Here is a 21,923-nt window from a genome sequence, read left to right on the forward strand (position 1 = left end):
CGGGCCCGTAGCGTCAGCGCATGCACACCGCGACGTCTGAGACCACCCACCCGGCACAGTTGATACCGGCGTACGTCGGGCCGGACACGATCCGCGCGATCGTCGGGTACGAGGACGTCATCGAACCGGTGGCGGCCGCGCTCGCCGACTTCAGCCGCGGGCTGGGTGACTCCCCGGTGGCGGTGTTCGCACCGGCGGGCCGGGACGGCGACGTGCACGTGAAGTCGGCCTGGTTGCCGGGTCGTCCGGACACCGTCCCGGCCCGCCCGACGGCGGGGAGTTGACGTACACCATGTCGTCCCGCCCAGTCCGCGCACGGGTTGCGACGTCCACGGACATCGACGCTGTCGTCGGCACCCTGACCACCGCGTTCTTCCACGACCCGCTCTGGGGCCCCGCGTTTCCCGACGCCGAACACCGCACCGTGCAGGCGGCCGCCCTGTGGCGCCTGTACGCGACGTCGGCACTGCGGCACGCGTGGCTGCTGGTGACGCAGAACGTGGAGGCTGCGGCCGTATGGATTCCGCCCGGCGGAGACGAGCTGACCCCCGAGGAGACGGCCGGTCTGAAGGATTTCCTGGAGCGGGCGGCGAACCCGGCGGTGGCCCGGACGGTCCTGGCGATGGCCGCCCAGTTCGAGGCGGCCCGCCCCCACGAGCCGCACTTCTACCTCACGCTCCTGGGCACCCACGACCGCCATCGGGGCCGGGGGCTGGGCATGGGCCTGCTGGCCGACAGCCTGGCGCGCATCGACGCCGTGGGCGCTCCGGCGTACCTGGAGTCGTCCAACCCGGCGAACCTCGAGCGGTACGCAAGCGTCGGCTTCGCCGCCCGCGACCGGATCACCACCGCGACCGGCCATGTCGTCACCACCATGTGGCGGCCTGCCCGGTGACACGAAACGCCCGAAGCCGCCCGAGCCGGCCGCCGAGCCACAGCCCGCTGCGACCGGCGTGGTCCCGCTCCTTCGAACCTGTAGGCGACCAACCCGATGACCGCAGGGCCGCGTGGTGGCACACAGATAGACGTCCTTCTACGGCTTGGTCCCGGCAGTGGCGGGCAGTGTCAGGTTCTCACGTCGACGCCGCCAGTGATCACGGTGAAAAGAGTGTCGGGGAGAGTGCCCATGTCCTCGGCGTCGACGCCCAGGACCCGCCCTGTTGCTCGTCCAGGTTCAGGCCTGAGCGGGTCGCAGACACGGGACCGACGCTCCTGGTACTGCTTCGGTCCAGCGCGGCTTCAACGGCGGTGGCCACGATGACCGCGATATGACAATCGAACGACGGCCGGAACGGTCATCGACTGAACGGCGAGGGCGACCCTGGCCGTCTGATCGCCGGCAACGACACCGGGACCGCCGTCTGCGGCCCGGCCGTCATCCGCCGTCAGGGAAGGAAGGGACAAGCTGTGACACTGTCATCCTCGACCGACCGACTGGCTTCGCTGCGCGCGGATCTCGAACGACGCAACCCAGCGGAGCCGGAATTCCACCAGGCAGCACGGGAAGTGCTGGAGAGCCTGGCCCCCCTGTTCACAGAGCATCCCGAGTACGCCCAGCCAGGGCTCATCGAGCGCATCTGCGAGCCGGAGCGGCAGATCATCTTCCGGGTGCCGTGGCAGGACGATCGCGGTGACGTGCACGTCAACCGAGGATTCCGGGTCGAGTTCAACAGCGCCCTCGGCCCGTACAAGGGCGGCCTGCGCTTCCACCCTTCGGTGAACCTGGGCGTCGTTAAGTTCCTCGGCTTCGAGCAAATCTTCAAGAACGCCCTCACCGGACTCGGCATCGGAGGCGGCAAGGGCGGCAGCGACTTCGACCCCCGGGGCCGGTCGGAAGCCGAAGTCATGCGCTTCTGCCAGTCGTTCATGACCGAGCTCCACCGGCACATCGGTGAGCACACCGATGTGCCGGCCGGTGACATCGGCGTCGGTGGCCGCGAGATCGGGTATCTCTTCGGCCAGTACCGCCGTATCACCAACCGCTGGGAAGCGGGCGTCCTCACCGGCAAGGGCCAGGCATGGGGCGGCTCGGCGATCCGCACCCAGGCGACCGGCTACGGCAGCGTGCTGTTCGCCGCCGAGATGCTGCGCAACCGCGGCGAGGACCTGGAGGGCCAGGCAGCCGTGGTCTCCGGCTCCGGCAATGTCGCCATCTACACCATCGAGATGCTGGGCCGGCGTGGCGCACATCCGCTCACCTGCTCCGACTCTGAAGGTTATGTCGTGGACGAGAAGGGCATCGACCTCGAACTGCTCAAGCAGATCAAGGAAGTCGAACGCGCACGGATCAGCGAGTACGCGGAGCGGCGCGGCGCCTCCGCCCGCTATGTACCCGGCGGCCGTGTATGGGAGGTGGCCGCCGACGTCGCCTTCCCGTCGGCGACGCAGAACGAGCTCGACGGGCGGGACGCGGTGGCCCTCGTGCGCAACGGGGTCAAGGCGGTCTCCGAGGGCGCGAACATGCCGACGACTCCGGAAGCGATCCGCACCCTGCAGGACGCGGGAGTGGCTTTCGGCCCGGGCAAGGCCGCCAACGCAGGGGGTGTCGCAGTCAGCGCTCTGGAGATGCGTCAGAACGCCGCCCGGGACTCCTGGACTTCCGCGCGCGTCGAGGCGGAGCTGACGGAGATCATGAGCGACATCCACCGCATCTGCCATGAGACGGCGGAGCGTTATGGGGCGCCCAGGGACTATGTGACGGGGGCCAATATCGCGGGGTTCGAGCGGGTCGCCGACGCGATGCTCGCGCAGGGGCTGACCTGACGGGTCACTCGCCCACTCCTGCGGCGTACCGACGGCCCGTAAACGCTGCTCAGGTCGCCCGGACCGGTCCATGTCCGGTGGACGCGGCGGGCCGGGAGCGGTAGCACCGCTCCCGGCCCGCCACCCGACGGCGTCAGATCGAAGCGCTGGTTGGCGCATACACCGGTCAGCCGCCGCTGCCGCTTCTTGACGATCTGAGGCTCGAAGCTGCCGTCACGGTCACGCGGCACCGTGATCTCCACCGGCCCACGTCGGTCAGCACGGTCTTGGACCGGGCCCCGTTGCGGCTGTTGCCGCTACCGTCACCGGGCGGGTCGTGCTTGTCATAGCCGGGGTGGTCGGTGATCTCACCTTCCAGGGCGGACTCCAGCAGCCGCTTGGTCAGCTGCTGCAACAGCCCGCCCTCGCCTGTCAGCTGGAGTCCCTCGGCCTGGGCCCGGCCCACCAGCTCGTCGATCAGTTGGTCGTCGTCCACGAACGGCTGCAGCACAGCCGCCTCGGTGGTCTCGGGCTCGGTCACGTTCTCGCTGGTCATCGGTGCATCTTCCTTGATCAGGAGTTACACCGAACGTTTGGCCCTGTCTCACTTTCGGTGGTGACGGAGAGTGCTGCTATCCGAGGAGGATGCGGTGGCGAAGCAGGGTGAAGCCTGCTCGTCCGTGCATCTGGCGCGCGATCCGCTTGGTCTTGGTGTTGACACCCTCGGTGGGGCCGTTGCTGTACGGGAGCGTGAGGGCCGCGTTCACGGCGTCGCGGTCTCGTTCCAGACCTCGGGCGAAGGCATGCAGGTGAGGCAGGTCGGCGCCGCGGACCTGGACGATCCAGCGCGAGAGTGCGTCGGCATTGTCGGCGTGAGGCGCAAGGAGCGGGGCGAAGTCGCTGATGCCTGTGGCCAGTTGGGTCATCTCGGGGCAGGCGTCGGTGAGCTTGGACAGGAGCTCATGTTGCTCGGCCTTGAGGTTGTCGGGCATGGTCAGCAGCATCCGGGCGAGCCGCCTCGGGGACATATGGCTGCGGTCGGCGTCCGCACGGCCTTGGTTGATGTACTTGTGCAGGAGGTTCTGGCAGCCCGTGAAGCCCAGGGCTTTGATCTCGTCGAAGAGGTGCTTGACGGGGACGCCAGGGTCCTCGGCCCGGCGTTTGCGCAGGTGCTCGCGGTAGGGGTCGACGAGGCTGGCGCGGTACTTAGGGACGCGGAGCATGCGCTCGGGCCGGTCGGCGCGGGCATAGCGTTTGACGGTGTTCAGGGCCAGTTCCAGGCGGCGGGCGCATTCGAGCAGGCCCACGCCCTGGTCGAGCAGACCGTGGACCTGGTGCCAGCGCTCCAGGGTGGTCTGGGCGCGGGGTCCGTCGTAGATAGGTGCGTCCAGTACGGTGGCCCAGCAGGTGCTGTGCGCCTTGACCTCGCTCAAGACGGCTTCGCACAGGTTGTGCCACAGATGCCACCGATCACCGACCTGCGTCGCACGGGGCAGGGCACGGCGGATGGCCTCGGCGTAGGTCGCGGAGCCGTCGCGGCACACGACCTCGATGCCCGGATGTTCCCGTAGCCACGCCTCCAGGGTGTCGGCCGTGCGGTCGGGCAGCACGTCGATCCGCTCATGCGTCTCGGCATCGATGATCACGGTGGCGTAGCGGTGCCGCCGGCGCAGAGCGAAGTCGTCGACGCCGATCACGCGGGGCGTCCGCCCTGCGGGAAGCGGGATGCGCAACAGGGTACGCAGAGCCGTGTGACGCGAGACGCCCGCCGCGAGTATCGCCAGCAAACGTGCCCCCGCCCGGCCCGCTAACTCCTTGACCACCGCCTTGACTTGCCTGGTCAGGCGGGTGGTGCGTCGCTGGTATCGGTCCAGGACTCCTGGCACCTGCTCGCGGAAGGTATGTCGGCAGCCGCGGGTGGGGCACACCAGACGCCGCACCCGCACACGGACCACCACCCGCCGCCTGTCGACCGGCACGTCAGCCACAGTCCGCCAGTGATAGCCGTGCACCCGCCCCGACGACACCCCGCACACCGGACACGGCGCCATGTCCTGCCGCGTTCGCGCCCGCACCACGATCCGCTCACCCTCGTCGACCACGTCGTCTAGGACCAGCGGGAACAGGCCCGAAAACACCATCTGGACAAGCTCGTTGACATCCTTCACGCGAATGACAACGACGCGTCACGACGCTCCGTCACCACCGAAAGTGAGACAGGGCCGAACGTTTTACAGTCCCTGTCAGTCTGCCGGTACAAGCTGAAGACTGCGGGCGATTTCCGCCAGGCGGTCCACGATTAGGTCGATATCGGCGCGGGTGGTGCGGTAGTTGGTGACGCAGGCACGGATGCCCTGCTGCTTGCCCAGTCGCGCCGGGCCGAGGAGTGCGGTGCCTTCTTTTATGAGGGTGGCGAGTACGGCGGTGTGGTCGGCTTCGGTGGCGTCCTTGATCTGGAAGCAGACCGCGGTGAGTGGCACGGGTGCCATGAGTTCCAGACCGGGCTCTGCCTGGATGCGGTCGGCCATGTAGTGGGCGAGGTCGAGGGTGCGGTCGATGGCGGATCGGAAGGCTTCGATGCCGAAGGTCTGCAGTGCGCTCCAGACCTTGAGCGCCTTGAAGCTGCGAGACAGTTGGGGGCCGTAGTCCATGTAGTCCACCATCAGCGGGTCCTCCTCAACTGTGAGGTATGAGGAGGAGAACGCGTAGGCGTTCGCGAGCTTGGTCCGGTCGCGTACCAGTAGGCAGCCCGCTTCCAGGGGGGCGAAGAGCAGCTTGTGGGGGTCCAGGGCGAGGGAGTCCGCTCTGACGCAGGCATCGAAGGCTTCGCGTGTTTGGTCGGACAGGACGAACAGCGCGCCGTAGGCGCCGTCGACGTGCAGCCAAAGGCCCTCACGTTGGCACACATCGGCTATCGGGGCGATTGGGTCGATGGAGCCGGTGGTGACGGTCCCTGCGGTGGCCACGACACAGAACGGTTCCAGTCCGGCCTTGCGGTCAGCGTGGATGGCGTCTTCCAGGGCGTCGACGCGCATGCGGTATTGGTCGTCGGTGGGGATGTGGCGGACGTTGTCCAGTCCGATGCCGAGAATGGCGGCGGCCTTGTCCACGCATCGATGCGCCTCGGTGGAGGTGTACACCATGAGCTGGCGGTCGGTCGTCTGCAGGCCGCGCTGGCGGAAGTCAGGGCGACGGGCGTGCAGGGCCGTGGTCAGGGCGTTGAGGGTGGCGATCGAACCGCCTCCGGTCAGGATCCCGCCAGCCTGTTCGCCGTAGCCGAACAGCCCGGCCAGCCACGTGGTGACGGCGCGCTCGATCACACTGGCGGCTGGTGAGAGTTGCCAGAAGTTGCAGTTCTGGTTGATGGTGGCAGCTATCGCCTCGGCGTAGGGCGCGATGCCATTGGGGGGGCCGAACACATACGCGAGGAAGCGTGGGTGGGTGACTGTCGTCGAGTTCGGCAGGATCTTTTCGTTGATCTCGCGGAACAGCCCCTCGACCCCGATGCCCTTGTCCGGAAACGGGACCGGCAGCAGACTCACGAGAACCTCACGATCCACCTCGGGGACGAGAGGGCGTTCGGGGATGGAGCGCTCGTAGTCGTCGAAAAACGCGGTCAGCAGTCGGCCGGCCATCTCACGGTCGTCTTCATCCAGACTCAGCGTCGGTTCGTCGAGCATCGCGACCTTCTACACATTCGGTGGTCAACAAGGAATGTGCGCACAGTAGCCATGTTGCTGACGCATGCGATGCCAAAAATGCCTACCCGAAGGGGGTCGCTTAGCATTGCGTGCCATGGATAGGACAGACAAAGCAATACTTGCGCAGCTCATGGCGGACGGGCGGATGGCCAACACGGAGCTCGCGGACCGCGTAGGCCTGTCGCCGTCCCCGTGTCTGCGCCGCGTCCGGCAGCTTGAGAGCAGTGGCGTGATCACCGGCTACCACGCCGCTGTGGCATCGGCCGCCATCGGCCGCGGCTTCCACGTGCTGCTGCATGTCGAGATGGCGGTTCAGGACCAAGCCACGATCGAAGCGTTCGAGGCGGGGGTTCGGCTACTCGACGAGGTGGTGCACTGCCGACGCATGTTTGGCCAGCCCGACTACGTGCTGTGGATCGCGGTGGCAGACCTCGACGCCTACGAGCGCTTGTACATGGCTAAGCTCACCGACCTTCCCGGTGTGGCGCGAACCAATTCGCAGTTCACCATGAAAACGATCAAGAGCACTCCGGGCTTCCCCTCAGCTCCATAGAGCTGCACACTTGCCGCACCACCGATCAGGCGGGAGCCGCTGCGGCCTGGCCCTCGGGAGCATGCGGGCCGGGCACTGTTGCTTGTGGCGGCCGTGAGAGTGGCGGACGCGGAGGGCGGCAACAAGCGGCACCGGCTGGCCGCGGCAACAGTGCCGACACCGCATGCGAAAAGGCTGGAACTCGCAGATGGCGGTGTGAGTAACGGGGGCGAACACACAGGTCCGAGCCCCGTGGACCGGGGCAAGCCGGGTTCCAAGATGCACGTCCTGTCGGACGCGAACGGACTGCCCCTCCTCGTCGGCGTCTCGACCGGCAACACCCACGACAGCGAAGGGCTGAAGCCCATGGTGGCGGGTCACCAAACGAGACACGACCCCCACCGTGGCCGGTACTTCAACCCCCAGCGCCTCCACGCCGACAAGCGTACGACCGGCCCGACCTGCGAAAATGGCTGCACGGCAAGCGGATTGGAGTGCGCATCGCCCGCAAGGGCGTCGAATCCAGTGCCAGGGACTCGGGGTCGGACACGACCACACGGGCGCGTGCGCCGAAGAGGGTGTCGAGTTCGCGGATGCGGCGGGCGGAGGTGTCCAGGATGGTCACCTCGGCCTGCATGCCGAGCGCGAGCAGGGCCGCCTGAGTGCCGACAACACCGCCGCCGATGACCAGGACACGGGCCGGTGCGACCCCCGGCGACCCGCCGAGCAGTAGGCCGGGGCCGCCCTCGGGCGCTGTGAGGTAGGTTGCCGCGGCGTGCGCTGCGAGCCGGCCCGCGATCTCGCTCATGGGGGCCAGCAGGGGCAGCCCGGTGGCGTCCTGGACGGTTTCGTAGGCGATCGACAGCGTGCGCGCGGACAGCAGCGCCTCGGTGAGCGGGCGGTCGGCCGCCAGGTGGAGGTAGATGAAGAGGGTCAGGTCTTCGCGAAGGAAGCGGTACTCCGACGCGATGGGCTCCTTGACCTTCACCAGCAGCTCGCTTCCGGTCCAGACGTCCTCATGGGAGACGAGCTTGGCTCCTGCCTGCTCGTGCAGGTGGTCGCCGAATCCGGCACCGGCGCCCGCGCTCGCTTCGACGAGGACCTCGTGGCCATCGGCGACCAGGACGCTCGTTCCTGCCGGGGTGAGGCCGATGCGGGCCTCCTTGGTCTTGATTTCCTTGACGACGCCAACGCGCATGGGGTGTCTCTCTTCTTGCGGAGGGGCGGGCCCGCTGGGGATCGGCGGACCTCTGGGGATATGACGGGGTCAGGCGGTGGAGCGCAGGGCGAGGTTGTAGAAGCGGATTTCCTGGTACTCCTCCAGTCCCTCGCCGCTGCCCTCGCGGCCGAGTCCGGACTGTTTGACGCCGCCGAAGGGGGCCGCCGCGTTGGAGGGGACGCCTTGGTTGATGCCGACCAGGCCGGTCGCCAGCTGGTCGGCGACGTTGAAGGCCCGGTCGAGGTTCTGGGTGAACACGTAGCCGGCCAACCCGAACTCGGTGTCGTTAGCGCGGGCGACGGCCTCCTCCTGCGAGCTGAAACGCTGGACGGCGGCGATCGGTCCGAAGATCTCCGTGGTCACCACGTCGGCGTCGGCCGGCACACCGTCCAGGACGGTCGGCTCGACGAACGATCCCGGGCCCTGCGGCGCGCTGCCGCCGGTGGAGAGCCTGGCGCCCCGCGCCACGGCGTCGTCGACGAGATGGGTCAGCCGGGTGACGGCGCGGTCGTCGATGACCGGCCCGAGCCCGGCGCCCTCGGCCAGCCCGCTGCCGACCCCGACGGCGGCCATTCGCTCGGTCAGGCCCTCGACAAAGGCGTCGGCGATGCCGACCTGCACGAAGATCCGGTTGGCGGCGATGCACGACTGGCCGCCGTTGCGCATCTTCGCGGCGAAGGCTCCGTCCACGGCTCGCTCCAGGTCTGCGTCGTCGAAGACGAGCAGGGGCGCGTTGCCGCCCAGTTCCATGGAGCTCTTGAGCACGTTCTCGGCGGCCAGCCGCAACAGCACCTTGCCGACGCCGGTGGAACCGGTGAACGACACCTTCCGCACGCGCGGATCGGGCAGGACGGCGGTGCTGAACCCGGAGGCGTCGCTGGTGGTCACCACTTGGACCAGGTCGGCGGGGATCCCGGCCTCGACGGCGAGCTGGACGGCGAACAGCGTGGTCAGCGGGGTGAGCGCGGCCGGTTTGACGAGCGCCGCGCAGCCCGCCGCGAGGGCCGGGGCGATCTTGCGGGTGGCCATGGCGAGGGGGAAGTTCCACGGCGTGATCAGCACGGACAGGCCGACCGGGGCACGCCGGGTGAACAGCCGGGCGCCCCCGGCGGGTACCTCGCGCAGGTTGCCGGCCGGCCGGACCGCCTCCTCCGCGTACCAGCGCACGAAATCGGTGCCGTAGGCCACCTCGGCACGGGCCTCAGCCAGTGGCTTGCCCATCTCCCGGGTGATGAGCAGGGCGATGTCCTCACCGTGGGCGACGAGGAGGTCGTACCAGCGGCGCAGCGCGTCCGCCCGGTGCCGGGGCGTGGTGGCCGCCCACGCCCGCCCGGCGGTGTCGGCTCGGGGCAGCGCCTCCAGGGCCCGCGCGGCGTCGAAGTCGGGGACCTCGGCGATGGCCGAGCCGTCGGAGGGGTCGTGCACGCTGAAGCTGCCGTGCGCACCGGTGTCGCCGAGTGCGAGGCGGGCGAGCACCTTGTCGGAGGCGGCCAGGGCGGCCGGATCGGCCGTCAGGAGGGTGGTCATGGCGGTCAGTTGCCTTTCTGGGCGATGAGCACGTCCTCGACGGCGGCGACAAGCTGCCGCAGCTCGTCGTCGGTGGTGATGAACGGCGGGCTGATCTGCACGGTGTTGCCGCGCAGCGGGCGGGTGACGAAGCCGCGTTCGACGAGGTCGTCGGTGACGGTTTCGGCGCTGAGGTGGTCGGCGAGAGTGATGCCGCCGAGCAGTCCCGCGACGCGTGTCTCGATCACTGCGGGGCGGCCGCCCAGCCGCGTCAGCTCCTCGGTCAAAAGCACCTCGAGCTCTGTGACGCGGGGCAGCAGCTTGTCCTGTTCCAGCAGGTCGAGGTGGCGCAGCGCCACGGCGCAGGCGGTGGCGTGGCCGGCGTAGGTGGCCCCGTGGCGGAAGATCGGAGTGTCGGGGCTGTCCAGGTAGAAAGGCTGCCAGATGCGCGGGGAGACCATGACGCCGCCCAGCGGTGCGTAGCCGCTCGTGACCCCCTTGGCGAAGGTGATCAGGTCCGGTTCGAGCCGGAAGCGCTCAGTTGCGAACATGCGACCGGTGCGGCCGAAGCCCGTGATGACCTCATCGACCACGAGGAGGATGTCGTTTTCGCGGCAGATGCGCTGCAGCCCCTCCAGATAGCCGGGCGCGGGCGGGATGACACCACCGGTGCCCTGGATGGGCTCGGCGACCAGGGCGGCGATCCGTTCGGCGCCGATCTTGTGCACGGTGCGTTCGACGGCCGCGATGTCGTACGTCGAGACACGTGCCGTCTCGGGGACGAGGGACTCGGTGCCGTATCCGGCGCGGTTGAAGTCCAGGCCGGCGATGCTGGTGCCGTAGGCGTGCAGGCCGTGATAGGCGAACTCGCGGCTGAGGATGACGGTCTTGCCGGCGCGGCCCTCGCGCTGCCAGTGGCGGCGGGCGAGCTTGCAGGCGACATCGATGGCGTCCGAGCCGCCGCTGTTGAGGATGATCTTGGGGTCGGCGATGGGGGAGAGCGCGGCCAGCCGTTCGGCCAGCTCGACGGCTCGGTCGTTCAGGTAGCGGCCGAAGATGTGGTACGTCTCCAGCTTCCGCATCTGTTCGTAGGCGGCCTCGGCGAGTTCCGGCCGGGCGTGGCCGACGTTTGCGTGCCACAGGCCGGCGGTGCCGTCGAAGAGCTTTCGGCCGTCGGCGGTGAACAGGTGGGAACCCTGGGCCCGCTCCACCACCAGCTGGCATGGGCTGGTTCTGCTGCCCGTGCGCGGGTGCTGGCGAGGCGGTAGGAGTCGGTGCCGGTTTCGATGATCGTGCCGTTGAAGGTGAGGCGGTCGACGATCGCCGCGCAGAGGCGAGGGTCGGTGAACGTCTTGGTCCAGCCGCCGAAGGACTCGTTGGAGGCGATGGCGACGCTGTTCTTCTCCTCGCGTTCGGTCAAAACCTGGAAGAGGAGTTCGGCGCCGTGGCGGTCCAGTTCCATGTATCCCAGTTCATCGATGCAGAGGAGATCGACGCGTCCGTAGCGGGCGATGGTCTTGTTCAGCTGTTTCTCATCGGCGGCCTCGACCAGCTCGTTCACCAGCTTCGTGGCGAGCGTGTAGCGGACGCGGTAGCCCTTCATGGCGGCCTCGGTACCCAGGGCGATCAGCATGTGGGACTTGCCGGTGCCGGAGTCGCCGATCAGGCAGAGCGGCTGGCTCTTCTTGATCCACTCGCAGCTGGCGAGGGTGTGGATGGTGGCCGCGTCGATGTTCGGGTTGGCGTCGAAGTCGAAGGCCCGCAGCGACTTCTCCCGCGGGAAGCCGGCCGCCTTGATCCGCCGCTCCGAGCGACGGCGGGCCCGGTCGTCGCACTCGGCCATCAGCAGCTCTGCGAGAAAGCCCCGGTAGGTCATCTGATCCTTCAGCGCCCGCTCGGCGATGTCGGGAAACTCGTTGCGGATCGAGGGCAGTCGCAGCAGACGGCAGGCGCTGTCGATGGCGGCGTCGGCGGCCTGTTCGGTCAAGCCTCGCTGGCGGGGGAGGGTCACTGTGCTTCTCCCTCACGGTGGTCACCGTCGCTGGTGCGGCGGCGTCGGAGCAATTGGTCATAGGGGGTCACCGAGGGCAGCGGCCTGGTGTCCGGCGGAAGATGCGCGAGCCGCCATTCGTGCAGGGATGTCACCGTCGCCGACGGCTTGCCGGGAACCAGCCGGTCCGCCGCAGGGGTGGGTTCGGTCTCGGCCTGGGCGGCCTTGCGGGCCTCCAGAGCGACCGCGTCCGCAGTCATGGCGCCAGCCCGCAGCGCGGCGGCCAGGCCGGCGACGACATGCTCGTGAGGCAGGTGACGCCCCAGCAGGAGAACCTCGATCAGGGCCCGGGTGCCGTCCCGCTCGCCATGGATCTTGCGGGCCTGGTCCCACCAGGCGTCGTGGACCGGGGTGAACCTGCCTGCCGAGCGGGCCTGTTCGAGGGCAGTCGAGCCCGGGAAGGCACCGGGCTTACGGACCAGGACTTCCAGGTAGTGGTCCAGGTCCAGACGGACGGCGCCCTTCGCGATCAGCCTCTCGTGCCGGGCCACTTCCACGTTCTGGTCGTAAACCACCAGATGAGAGGCGTGCAGCACGACCCGCACGCGTTTGCCGATCAGCCGGATGGGGACCGAGTATCGGTTGGTGCGGACTGGGATCTGGCCGTAGCGGTCGACCCGCGGCGTGAACATCCGGCCCGTCTCGAACGGTTCCTCGGGCAGCGGCATCAGCAGTGGTTGTTCGAGTGCGAAGTACTCCGCGACGGTCTTGGGCCGGGACCCGATGCGGCGGGCATCGTCCTGCCGGTCCCACTGTTCGACCATCTCGTTCAGCTCAGCGAGCGAGGAGACCTCGGGGACGGGAACGAAGTGGTTGCGGCGGAAGTAGCCGATCATCCCTTCGACTCCGCCCTTCTCGTGGGCGCCTTCGATGCCGGGCCGGCAATAGAAGCTCTCGATGCCGAAGTGCGAGCGGAAGGCGATCCACCGGTCGGCCTCCGTCCTCGCCCGGCTCCGCCCCAACACCCTGGCGACAGCCGCTTTCAGGTTGTCGTAGCGGACCTTGGTCCTCGGCACTCCGCCCAGGGTCCGCAGTGCGTGGACGTGGCCTTCGAAGAAGGCTTCCTGTCCGCAGGAGGCGAACACGCTTCTCTGCACTTTTCTATTCGTGATGTTCCTGCGTCTCCGGCGGGTTGTGATCGTCGTGAACTTGGCCGAGAGTCCGAGGAAAACGTGCTGCGGCCAGCATCGCGAGAGGGCACCATGGCATAGTGCCTGACCTGCTGTGGGATGACGTCAAGAACTTCTTCGACCCCGATGTGATGGGCCCGCTGCCGGACGTGAGTGTCGCTGATACCTCGATCGATGACTGGCAGGCTTTGCTCGACTTGGTGCGCTCACGGGGTTGGGCTTGCGAGTACTCCGAAGACGGTGCCGTGCTCCGGCTGCCACGAGCTGGGGTGATGTTGACCCGCGGCGTCGAGGCCAGTGTGATGCTGAGGGTCTGGCCGGCGCCGGGAGTATTGGCGATCTTTCGCCCATATGCGGCCGACACGATCGACTTCGATGTTGACCTTCGGGAGCTCCAGGGCCAGGTGCAACTGAATGCGCTGTGTGGTTTCCTGCGCGCGATTGGACGTCGCTTGGATAGACCTGTGCTGTTCGCGCCGGAGACTGCTTCCGGTCACCCGGTGCTCGGCTTCGACGTCGACGCGGACCGTGTGGTCCTGCTGGCTGACCCGCACTTCACCAGGTCGTAGCAATCGTCGTGGCGCTGAACCTTTCGTCGCCCGAAGGCCGGAGGCTGACTGAGTCGGGGGCTGCGTAGGCTGCAGTGATGATCGTCCGATGCATCAAAATCATCCAGCCCGGAACCTCGACGGTCGTGAGCGAGCATCCGGGCGTGCGGATCGGCGAGGAGTATCCGGTCCTCGAAGTGTTCGCCGCCCGGCCGCGGATTCTGATCCGCCTTCCTGACCGCAGTGCGAGGCGGGATGATATTGACTCGCCTGGACTGTGGGACGCCGACATGTTCGAGATCGTGTCCGATCGGATGCCGACCTGTTGGGTCACCGGGCTGGAGGATGGCCGGCTGACCCTGGCGCCCCAGGAGTGGCAGCGACCGGGTTTCTGGGACGACTACTTCGATCACGTGCCGGACGCGGTTGCCGAATATGACCGCCTGAAGGCCCGGATCATCGCGGAGGCGTGATCGCTTATCCAAGAGAGGCGACCCCGTCCTCCCCTCGGTCGGTTTGGGCTCGCAGGCGTTCGGCCTGCTGTTTCTTGTCGGCGATGTGTCGCAGGCTCTCCTGCAGGCCGGCGACCTCACCGAGCCACTGCATCCGTTGGGCCTCTCCGAGGCGCTGGCGGGTGTTGGCTTCGATTTCCAGCAGCCGGGGTTCCTGAGTCAGGTCGAGGCGGAGCATGGGGCATCTGACGCAGGCGTGTTCATGCTGGCAAGGGGTTCCGTAAGGCCGGTCGCAGGTGCCGAGGGCGACCTTGCGCAGGCTGAAGTGGTCACGGAAGTCCTGCCACTCGGTGTCGCTGGGCTCGCGGTATTCCTCGCTGGGACGGTGGGTTCGGCGCTGGTCGACGAACTGCCGGTAGTGGCGGATGACTTCTTCGGGGTATACGGCGACGTAAGCCTGAGTGGTGTTGAGATCGAGATGGCCAAGGAGCTTCGCGGCGATGTGGATCGGCAGGCCGCCGTTGACCGTCTCCGTCGAGAAGATTCGGCGGAAGTCGTGCGGCGTGAACCTCAGCGGTGTCCCGTCGACGTCGACGATGCCGGCCCGCAGCGCATGGTCGGTGAGGAGCTCGCGGATCCGGTTGGGGGAGATGACCTGCAGCCGGTGCTGGGAGGGGCACTGGAACAGGTGGGGCATCGGGGGCCCGAAGACCCGCTCGTAGCCGTCGTACCGGGTCAGCAGCGGCACCCGCTTGCCGGTGCCCTTGATCCGGCGAATGATCCGGGCGAGGACGGCGACCAGGTCCGGGTCAGCGGGGATGACGCGCTCACGGTCGGTCTTGGATGGGCTGATCTGCAGCAGCGGCACTGTCTCGCCGGTGGGTGCCTGGTACTGGCGCAGGCTCAGGTGGGTGAGCTCCAGGAGTTCCTCGATCCTGGCCCCGGTGCGTCGCAGGACCTCGATACTCGCCCAGGTCCAGAAGGCACTGTTCTCTTCACATTCGGCATCGAACCGGGGACCGGGCTCGTCGACGGGGGCGAGGAACAGTGGGGTGGGGCGCCAGTGGCTGCCGTTGCGGCCGGTGCGTCGATAGCGCGAGCCCTCGACGATGAACTCCTCACCCGGCTTCGCGGAGCGGGCTGCCTGAAGCAGGAGTGTGGCGTGCTGCAGCCGGGTCTCGGCAGCGCGGACGAGCTGCGGAAGGACGGGGACCAGGGTGCGGGTGCGTTGCTGCATCCGTGCCTGTCGGTGCCGGGTTTCCTTGATGTAGCCGCGGATGTCGGCCTCGCTGATTGGGCAGGGTGCGGCCCAGGCCGCCCAGCGGGCAGGGTCTTCCATCGCCCACTGTGAGAGGTCCAGGTAGAAGGAGCGGACGGCCAGGAACACGGCGTGGGCGGTGCGGCGCGGTCGCCCGTCGGGCCGAACCCGGACGCGTTGTTTCCAGGCCTGGGCGACCTCGTCGGGCAAGTTGAGCGAGGAGATCGCGGGGTGGTGGCGTTGCAGGTCGCCCCAGAACAGGTCGGCCAGTATCTGGGCGTGGTTGACCAGGGAGCCGTAGTCCAGGACGGCGGATCGCTCGGCGAGATAGTGGACGAGCACATCGCGGACCGCGCGGTTGGTGATCGGGTGGCGGTCGATCAGTTCGGCGGGGGTGAGCTGGCCACGGGCCTGGGCCTCGTGCAGGGTCGGTGGCGAGCCTTTGAGACCGCCGACGGAGTGGAGGATGTCGTAGGCGAGGGGCAGGGCCGTCACCGTGCGGCCGTTCTCCCGACGGGCCCGGGCGTAGTCGGTGATGTCCTCCAGGTCGAAGGCCAGCAGGTCCTTGCCGGTGACGATGCTCATGCGGGTGAGCACGTTCAGGGCTTCGGTCGCGTGTTCGTCGCAGCGCTGTCCGCCGACGCGTTGTGTGAGTTCGGCGAACAGCGCCGGCTGGTTGTGGCGACGGTAGGCGTCGTAGACGCCCAGGAGGCGGCTGCCGAAGAGCCAACCGTAGGAGGGCCGGATCGCCTGGAGGACGATCAAGGTGCCAAGCCCGGCGGTGAACCGCGACCGCATACCCGCGCTGAGTCCCTGCGGTCCCCAGCCGGAGCCCAGCTCGTCAGAACCGCTCAGCAGCCATCGATCCTGCCAGGAGTCGGCGGGGAACCCCTCCAGCCAGTCGAAGATGCGCGTCAGTGAGAGCCGCTGGCGCCATAGGTTGCGGACGGTTGGCTCGCTCAGCAGGCCCTCGGCCAGGCTGGCCAGTTCATCACGATGCGCCGACTCCCGGCCGCCGCCACGAGTCGTAGTTCTCGGCTCGGGCAGCACGGTGGTGAGGAGGGCTGGATCACGTGGGCTGACCGGGGTGCGGGCGACGCGCCCGTGCCGGGTCACGAGCGGTTTCCGAAGACGTCGGCGAGGTCGTCCGGGTCGTATGCCCAGCCGGTCAGCGGCCGCGGCGGCGGCTTGGGGCGTGTGTAGTGCTCATGGACCTTCGTGATGACCTCATCGGTCCTGGGCCGCAGGTAGGTGCTGGTCGTGCTGATCCGCCGGTGGCGCATCACCTGCTGGGCGTCGACCAGGGTGATGGTCGGGTCTTCGATCAGGCGCAGACACAGAGTGTGCCGCAGGTCGTGCAGCGTGATGTTCGCCCCGATCCGGGCATTGATCCGGTTCAGCACCGCTCGCAGGGCGGTGTAGGTCAGCGGGCGCGTCTGCCCACGCAGGGTCCACCACACCGGCTCATCCGGGGCGGGCCGGTGCCCGTCCTGGGCCAGGTCACCGAGGTAGAGGGCCAGCCAGGCGAAGGCTTCCGGGGAGGCTGGGCATGCTTCCTTCGCGCCGCCGAGGCCCTTGGTCTGGACGTAGATCCGCCCCTCGCCCGGGTGGACGTCACCGATCGTCATGGCCAGCATCTCGGCGGCTCGGGCACCGCTGGACAAGAACATGGAGAACAGCGCCCGGTCGCGGTGGCAGCCCAGCGAGGTGAACAGGTCCTCGACGACATCGTCGGGGACAGCGCGAGGTTCGCGGTCGGCCTGCTTCTGCCGGTAAGCGCCACGCCGATGTAGCAGAAACGGTTCCAACGGGTTGTGATGCGCCTCCAGCCGGCGCCCGTCACGGGACTGTGGCGGCACCGGGGAGACCACTGGCCCCTGCCCGGTCTGCAGATGGTGGTCGTAGAACGCTGCCAGCACCGACACCGCGTGGTTGATGGTCGCCGGAGCATAGCCCGACCGCAGGTACGGCTTGCCGGTGCGCGCGTTCAGCGACCCCGGAGCAGGCGCGCCAGGGCGGCGCCGGTCCCGCGCCGGGTTGTGGCACGTCCGCAGCCACAGCACGAAGTCGCGTACGTCCACTCGTTTCGCACGGCTCCACTCCACGTCCACTGCCGCCAGGAACCGGAACCAACGAAGCAGGTCAAAGGCATAGGAACGGCAGGACGCCGGAGTGCTGCCGCAGGCCAACAACTCCCGCAGGAACTCGCTTACTGGCGTGATCACCCGCCCCGCCCGGTCGAGAACCACCCAGGGCAGCGTGGCGACACTGGTCGCCTCCACCCTGCCAACCCGGGCCACCACCAGCCCAGTCACCTCGCGCTCGGCCATCACCGCAGCCTGATCCATCACGTCTCCGTCTCATCGGGACCGTCCCGAACGGAGACTCCTCGCCCTCACCAAGCCAACACGCAGGACACGCCGATAGTGCGGTCAACGGGTCGGTGGACGGCCTTGCCCGAATACGACAGCCGGAAGGAGAACAGGTAGCAGGTCACCAGCTCGCCGGCCAGGCGCACGGTCACGTCACCGAAGTCGACCTCCGCCTCATGACCGGGCAGGTGGGTCTGCGGAACGAACGCTTCCAGCGGCGCTTTGCCGGACTCGACCAGGATCTCGGGCTTCCGACCTGCGACGTAGTAGCGCACCACCCCGTAGGAAACGTTCGCCCCGTGCTCCTCGACCAGCCGGTGAAAGATCCGGGTCACCGTGTGTCGCTGCTTGCGAGGCGCGTCCAGATCCGCCCGCAGGATCTCGTCGATCACCGGCTTGTACGGATCCAGCGTGGTGGCCCGGGGAGGCAGCTTCTTACGAGGCTCCGGCCAGGACGAGTCCAACGCCTTGCGCACCGTCCGCCAGGTCACGCCGTGCTTGCGCTCAAGCTCCCGCATCGACATGCCGCCGCGATGGTCACGTCGGATCGCCGCGTACAGCTCGACCTTTGAGATCTGCGGCATGACCAGCACCTTTCACCAAGAGCATCCCGATGCTGCCCTGGCAAGAGCCCCCGTGCCTCCCAAACTCATCAACATCACCCGACCGTGGATCGGGGTGCCTCCCGAACCCATCGACAAGTGACGTCACTACTGCTCGATAAAGCCAGCTGGGCGGGGGTCTTCGCCTCGCATGGCATGGTTGTTACTGAGCCGCAGTGCTATCACACGAGTTCGACGACCGGCACCCACCACCCCACCCCTGCCCTCCTCCACCGCATCGCGTCGTCCCGCGGCCTCGCCGACGAAGACTTCGCAGTCCTCGATCAATGGCTGCGGGCCACTTGAGGCTGCCTCCGCTGATGCTGAGTAGGCCCGGGGCGCGGTTCCGGGATTGCTCCCGGCCCGTTTCCCCGGACCTCTCGCCGAACCCGCCGTGCGCCTCTCAACGCAACGGGCTCTCCACGGTCTCTGCCGTCAGGCCTGTTCGAGGAATGGGAATGGAGTGGCAGGTTCCGAACTGGCCGGGCCATCGGGTCGCAGCCAGTTTCTGACGTCGACCGCGAGGACACACAGAACCGCGTCGGTGAGCTCGAGAGCGCATCCGCCCGGGGTGTAGAGGCAGTCGTAGAACTGGGCACGAAGGTGGGACAGCGCACCCAGGGCTTCGCCGGCGGACTGTTCAGGGACGAGACTTCTTCACCAGCGGCCGCTTCTTCACGCGACGTTGCTCGAGACTTCGAAGCGTGAGGAACGGCCGCCCTGCTGCCTCAGGAAGGAACCAACATCATCAGCAGGTCAGGTGAACCACCGAGGTTAAAGATCACGGAGATGGTCAGCCGCCAGCCAGCACGGCGTATGACTGCGTGGAATCCTCGACTGCCCTTGGCGAGGAGTACCAGGACATCAAGTCGCCCCGGAGCCACCTTTCGGTCTGGTCGTTGTAGTGCGGGCTATCTGAGTGACCAGAGGCACCGCCGAGCAAGATCCAGCGAGAGCGGTTGAAGTCGCCCAGATCGACCACCATCCGCATAGAAGCGACCCAATCCACCTGCTTGTAGCCCGCGTCTGCGTTCCATCCGGAAGCGTTCACACTCGCCGAACTGCCCGACAGCTCGTACGGTCCACGGTTGAGAAGTCCGTGAATGGCTGACGCAGCGGGGTCGCTGCCGAATGTCTGCTCCCGCAGAGTCAGTGTGTGCAGGCTGCCCCACTTCCAGTTCGAGACTTCCGTGCCGAGCAGAGAGGTGACCTCTTGGTACGCGTCCTTCATGGCCTGCAACAGCATCAGGTCCCGCCCGCCACTGGCCGTCGTAGTAGACGTACCGGCGTCGTCCCACCAATTCGAGTCCGGTCGGTCCAGCAGTGAGCGGACGACTTCCATCCAGCGGTCGCCGCCATCCGGCTGTGCGAGCGCTGGAGCGCGCTTACCGCATTCCTGGGCAGACCCGACGGTCCAGCACTGGCCCTGTGCGCGCACATCGGCGGGGAACTTGCTGGCGAAAGTACGCAGGAGAAGGTGGCGCCAGGCAGCGTTGTAGAAGGCGGATGCCGCAGAGTCCGGGCCCTGGCCGTAGTCCCACGTCCTCAGGAGATCCTGTGCCTGGCGGATGCCTGGATCGTCGACATCAATCTTAAGTAGGCGTGGGACAAGGGTCTCCGCCATGGTGCTTCTGTCGTCCAACTGCATCTGCTGCATGTCATCAAGCGAGACCTTCCCGCCGTACTTCAGCTTCGTGTGGATCATGTCGTCGATCCGCTTGGCTCTGGTTCCGTACTCCCAGTCTTTGGTGAGCAAGACCGGGTAGTCCTTGTCCACGACGGCCTGGTTGGCGGTGACGATGTATCCGGATGCGGGGTTGTACAGGTGAGGCAGAGTACTGAAGGGCGCCCAGGTGTCCTCCCAGTCGTAGGCGGAGTCCCAGCCGGGTACCGGGTACGTGCCGTCCCCCTTTCTGCGGACCGGGGTCAAGCCGGGAGCCTGGTAGCCGATGTTGCCCTGAGTGTCGGCGTAGAGCATGTTCTGCGCCGGAGCATCGAAGTGGGTGGCAGCCTGGCGGAAGTCGGTGAAGTTGCGTGCGCGGTTCAGCTCGAAGAAGGCATCCATGGTGCGGCTGGGCACCAGCCCGGTCCAGCGCACGGCCACGCCGTAGCCGCTGGAGGCATGCTCACCGATCGCTTGAAGCTCCGGACTGAAGTCGGAGAGAAGAGGGCCGTGGCTGGTGGAGCGGATCGTGATGGTCTGATCCGCGCCGCCGGCGACCCTAATTGTCTCGGTGCGGAGGTTGAAGACGACATCACGACCGTCGTAGCGGTAGGTATGCGGACCTGTGATCTTCTCTAGGTAGAGGTCCGTGACATCCGTGCCCAGGTTGGTGAAGCCCCAGGATATCGACGCGTTGTGGCCGATGACCACGCTTGGCATGCCAGCGAAGGTAAAGCCGGAGATGTCGTAGGGACAGGTTCGACTGGTGGTACGGCAGTGCAGCCCCATCTGGGCCCAGATGGACGGCATGCCGGGCGCAAGGTGTGGGTCGTTTGCCAGCATCGGTTTGCCGGTGGTGGTGTGACGGCCTGAGATCACCCAGGAGTTGGAACCTATGCCCTGACCAGGGCGTCCGAGCAGCTGGGGGAGGGAGTCAACCGAGTCGGCCAGCCCCTGGATGACTCTCTTGACCTCCGCGCCGGTCTCAGGAGTTGAAGCTGGCGACATGTGGTTGTCGTGGGAAGTGGTGCCTGTCTGCACGACAGTACCGTTTCTCGCATAGGGGTACTCAGGGTAGAGCTGCTGGATTTGCTCAGCCGAGAACTCCGAAGTGAGCAACGAGCGGTCGATCTCGGCCTGCATGTTCCCACTCAGACTCCACGCCATGGCCTTGAGCCACGACACGGAGTCAGCGGGAGTCCACACAGGCGGCGTGTACTCGCTGTTGACTGCAGCAAGGAGGGAATATTCAACGGGCGCCGCAGCGCCGCCCGGGTTCTGCTTCAGCCAGGCGTTGACTCCGTCTGCGTAAGCCTGCAGGTTCATGCGAGTCTCGGCGGACAGCTTGGTGTGAATCTCTTCCTGGGCGACTCGGTACCAGCCCAGGCTGCGGACGAAAGCGTCAGTTCCCACCTGGCTCGCACCGAACATTTCCGACAGTCGCCCAGATGTGATGTGGCGCCGGACGTCCATCTGCCAGAAGCGGTCCTGGGCGTGAAGGTAGCCCTGAGCGCGGAACAGGTCCCGTGGCGTATCTGCGTAGACATGTGGAATTCCGTGAGCATCACGCCGCACGTCCACCGACCCAGAGAGTCCGTCGATTGTGACAGAGTCCGAGCCGGGCACGGAGACAGGCAGAGCCCTGGCTCCACTGACCAAGCCGGGAGCCAGCGCCAAGGCGAAGAACAGCGCCAACACCAGCGGCAATCGTTTCACTTTTTGCATTCGAATCCTTGGTGCATAGTCGGCGACGCATCTAGTGAACGTCGACCGAGGGGGCACGTGCCGAGACGAGTTTGGTGAGCCCACCAGGAGCGGGGTAGGGGATAACTACTCAACTGAGAAACTTCTGTAACTAGCCGTGATGCAGCGGCTGTTCAGGCCTCACCAAACGTTGCCGGGCTCCTCGCTTCTCATTCCTGCCGGTATGCCGGGCTCGGCTTTTGGCGCCCCCCTTCAGCGGCGGGACTCGATACTCGACACCGACCCCCGGGAAAGCGTCTGGTATCACTCGGAATGCGACACTTGAGAGGGACCTGCGTGCGAGAAGGCAGCGGTGAGGATGCGCTGGTAGTCCACCGACAACACCGACCACGCAAGCCCTTCACGCCACACCGGCACCTGCGACTTCGTCTTCGCCGCTTCCGG

Annotated in this window: 16 protein-coding genes and 3 pseudogenes; 7 read left to right on the plus strand and 12 right to left on the minus strand. The window is 67.3% G+C overall.

Annotation, left to right across the window (positions count from 1 at the left end; all coding sequences use genetic code 11):
• The first annotated feature begins 20 nt into the window (after positions 1 to 20).
• From ACZ562_RS37175 to gdhA, 3 genes are all read left to right on the plus strand, one after another.
• A complete protein-coding gene (locus ACZ562_RS37175) occupies positions 21 to 284 on the plus strand; it encodes a hypothetical protein (RefSeq protein WP_471188867.1) in 264 nt (87 codons plus the stop codon).
• An 8-nt stretch (positions 285 to 292) separates the two neighbouring features.
• Positions 293 to 895, plus strand: a complete 603-nt coding sequence (locus tag ACZ562_RS37180; RefSeq protein ID WP_471188869.1) for a GNAT family N-acetyltransferase — start codon at positions 293 to 295, stop codon at positions 893 to 895.
• A 512-nt stretch (positions 896 to 1,407) separates the two neighbouring features.
• On the plus strand, positions 1,408 to 2,763 hold the full coding sequence (gene gdhA, locus ACZ562_RS37185) for an NADP-specific glutamate dehydrogenase (protein WP_471188872.1): 1,356 nt from the start codon (positions 1,408 to 1,410) through the stop codon (positions 2,761 to 2,763).
• Between the two features lie 167 nt (positions 2,764 to 2,930).
• On the opposite strand, the pseudogene ACZ562_RS37190 reads toward gdhA, so the two are convergent.
• From ACZ562_RS37190 to ACZ562_RS37200, 3 genes and pseudogenes are all read right to left on the minus strand, one after another.
• Positions 2,931 to 3,298: pseudogene (locus ACZ562_RS37190) on the minus strand (transposase); the annotation flags it as partial.
• Between the two features lie 76 nt (positions 3,299 to 3,374).
• On the minus strand, positions 3,375 to 4,883 hold the full coding sequence (locus ACZ562_RS37195; RefSeq protein ID WP_471188904.1) for an ISL3 family transposase: 1,509 nt from the start codon (positions 4,881 to 4,883) through the stop codon (positions 3,375 to 3,377).
• A 102-nt stretch (positions 4,884 to 4,985) separates the two neighbouring features.
• Positions 4,986 to 6,422 carry a pyridoxal phosphate-dependent decarboxylase family protein gene (locus ACZ562_RS37200; RefSeq protein ID WP_471188874.1) on the minus strand — a complete coding sequence of 479 codons (1,437 nt, stop codon included), beginning with the start codon at positions 6,420 to 6,422 and terminating at the stop codon, positions 4,986 to 4,988.
• A gap of 115 nt (positions 6,423 to 6,537) precedes the next feature.
• On the opposite strand from ACZ562_RS37200, the gene ACZ562_RS37205 reads away from it, so the two are divergent.
• Both ACZ562_RS37205 and ACZ562_RS37210 read left to right on the plus strand, forming a co-directional pair.
• Positions 6,538 to 6,996, plus strand: a complete 459-nt coding sequence (locus tag ACZ562_RS37205; protein WP_471188877.1) for an Lrp/AsnC family transcriptional regulator — start codon at positions 6,538 to 6,540, stop codon at positions 6,994 to 6,996.
• Between the two features lie 258 nt (positions 6,997 to 7,254).
• Complete coding sequence (locus ACZ562_RS37210) at positions 7,255 to 7,662, plus strand: hypothetical protein (protein ID WP_471188906.1); 408 nt, start codon at positions 7,255 to 7,257, stop codon at positions 7,660 to 7,662.
• On the opposite strand, the pseudogene ACZ562_RS37215 reads toward ACZ562_RS37210, so the two are convergent.
• From ACZ562_RS37215 to ACZ562_RS37235, 5 genes and pseudogenes are all read right to left on the minus strand, one after another.
• Positions 7,565 to 8,173 (minus strand): annotated as a pseudogene (locus tag ACZ562_RS37215) (alanine dehydrogenase); the annotation flags it as partial. The gene ACZ562_RS37210 and the pseudogene ACZ562_RS37215 sit on opposite strands and share 98 nt — an antisense overlap.
• Before the next feature lie 69 nt (positions 8,174 to 8,242).
• Positions 8,243 to 9,721 carry an NAD-dependent succinate-semialdehyde dehydrogenase gene (locus ACZ562_RS37220; protein WP_471188880.1) on the minus strand — a complete coding sequence of 493 codons (1,479 nt, stop codon included), beginning with the start codon at positions 9,719 to 9,721 and terminating at the stop codon, positions 8,243 to 8,245.
• Between the two features lie 5 nt (positions 9,722 to 9,726).
• Positions 9,727 to 10,914, minus strand: coding sequence for an aminotransferase family protein (locus ACZ562_RS37225; protein ID WP_471188882.1), 1,188 nt, complete (start codon positions 10,912 to 10,914; stop codon positions 9,727 to 9,729).
• Positions 10,915 to 10,925: 11 nt separating this feature from the next.
• Positions 10,926 to 11,711 (minus strand): annotated as a pseudogene (istB, locus tag ACZ562_RS37230) (IS21-like element helper ATPase IstB); the annotation flags it as partial.
• Entirely contained in the window at positions 11,708 to 12,847 is a 1,140-nt protein-coding gene (locus ACZ562_RS37235; RefSeq protein WP_471188885.1) for a Mu transposase domain-containing protein, read from the minus strand. The gene ACZ562_RS37235 and the pseudogene istB, both read right to left, overlap by 4 nt.
• 113 nt (positions 12,848 to 12,960) lie before the next feature.
• Here ACZ562_RS37235 and ACZ562_RS37240 point away from each other — a divergent pair, with 113 nt between their 5' ends.
• Positions 12,961 to 13,449 carry a hypothetical protein gene (locus tag ACZ562_RS37240; RefSeq protein WP_471188887.1) on the plus strand — a complete coding sequence of 163 codons (489 nt, stop codon included), beginning with the start codon at positions 12,961 to 12,963 and terminating at the stop codon, positions 13,447 to 13,449.
• Between the two features lie 77 nt (positions 13,450 to 13,526).
• The gene (locus ACZ562_RS37245; RefSeq protein WP_471188890.1) at positions 13,527 to 13,901 is read left to right on the plus strand and encodes a hypothetical protein; all 375 of its coding nucleotides are present in this window, start codon (positions 13,527 to 13,529) and stop codon (positions 13,899 to 13,901) included.
• 4 nt (positions 13,902 to 13,905) lie between these two features.
• On the opposite strand, the gene ACZ562_RS37250 is transcribed toward ACZ562_RS37245, so the two are convergent.
• The 4 genes from ACZ562_RS37250 to ACZ562_RS37265 all read right to left on the minus strand — a co-directional run bounded on the left by ACZ562_RS37250 (position 13,906) and on the right by ACZ562_RS37265 (position 21,500).
• Complete coding sequence (locus tag ACZ562_RS37250) at positions 13,906 to 16,254, minus strand: tyrosine-type recombinase/integrase (RefSeq protein WP_471188892.1); 2,349 nt, start codon at positions 16,252 to 16,254, stop codon at positions 13,906 to 13,908.
• A complete protein-coding gene (locus tag ACZ562_RS37255) occupies positions 16,251 to 17,486 on the minus strand; it encodes a tyrosine-type recombinase/integrase (RefSeq protein ID WP_471188894.1) in 1,236 nt (411 codons plus the stop codon). Before ACZ562_RS37255 ends, ACZ562_RS37250 begins: the two co-directional genes overlap by 4 nt.
• Positions 17,487 to 17,533: 47 nt before the next feature.
• Entirely contained in the window at positions 17,534 to 18,094 is a 561-nt protein-coding gene (locus tag ACZ562_RS37260) for a hypothetical protein (protein ID WP_471188897.1), read from the minus strand.
• 811 nt (positions 18,095 to 18,905) lie between these two features.
• Positions 18,906 to 21,500: a penicillin acylase family protein gene (locus ACZ562_RS37265; RefSeq protein WP_471188899.1), complete on the minus strand. Its 2,595-nt coding sequence runs from the start codon at positions 21,498 to 21,500 to the stop codon at positions 18,906 to 18,908.
• Positions 21,501 to 21,923: the final 423 nt, after the last annotated feature.

This window comes from Streptomyces sp. NPDC040410, assembly GCF_055595715.1.

What these genes read in the sequence shown, in the direction of transcription:
- ACZ562_RS37175 (WP_471188867.1), top strand. Translation starts at nt 21, where the DNA reads ATGCACACCGCGACGTCTGAGACCACCCACCCGGCACAGTTGATACCG.
- ACZ562_RS37180 (WP_471188869.1), top strand. Translation starts at nt 293, where the DNA reads ATGTCGTCCCGCCCAGTCCGCGCACGGGTTGCGACGTCCACGGACATC.
- ACZ562_RS37195 (WP_471188904.1), bottom strand. Translation starts at nt 4,883, where the DNA reads ATGGTGTTTTCGGGCCTGTTCCCGCTGGTCCTAGACGACGTGGTCGAC.
- ACZ562_RS37200 (WP_471188874.1), bottom strand. Translation starts at nt 6,422, where the DNA reads ATGCTCGACGAACCGACGCTGAGTCTGGATGAAGACGACCGTGAGATG.
- ACZ562_RS37205 (WP_471188877.1), top strand. Translation starts at nt 6,538, where the DNA reads ATGGATAGGACAGACAAAGCAATACTTGCGCAGCTCATGGCGGACGGG.
- ACZ562_RS37210 (WP_471188906.1), top strand. Translation starts at nt 7,255, where the DNA reads ATGCACGTCCTGTCGGACGCGAACGGACTGCCCCTCCTCGTCGGCGTC.
- ACZ562_RS37220 (WP_471188880.1), bottom strand. Translation starts at nt 9,721, where the DNA reads ATGACCACCCTCCTGACGGCCGATCCGGCCGCCCTGGCCGCCTCCGAC.
- ACZ562_RS37245 (WP_471188890.1), top strand. Translation starts at nt 13,527, where the DNA reads ATGATCGTCCGATGCATCAAAATCATCCAGCCCGGAACCTCGACGGTC.
- ACZ562_RS37255 (WP_471188894.1), bottom strand. Translation starts at nt 17,486, where the DNA reads ATGGATCAGGCTGCGGTGATGGCCGAGCGCGAGGTGACTGGGCTGGTG.
- ACZ562_RS37260 (WP_471188897.1), bottom strand. Translation starts at nt 18,094, where the DNA reads ATGCCGCAGATCTCAAAGGTCGAGCTGTACGCGGCGATCCGACGTGAC.
- ACZ562_RS37265 (WP_471188899.1), bottom strand. Translation starts at nt 21,500, where the DNA reads ATGCAAAAAGTGAAACGATTGCCGCTGGTGTTGGCGCTGTTCTTCGCC.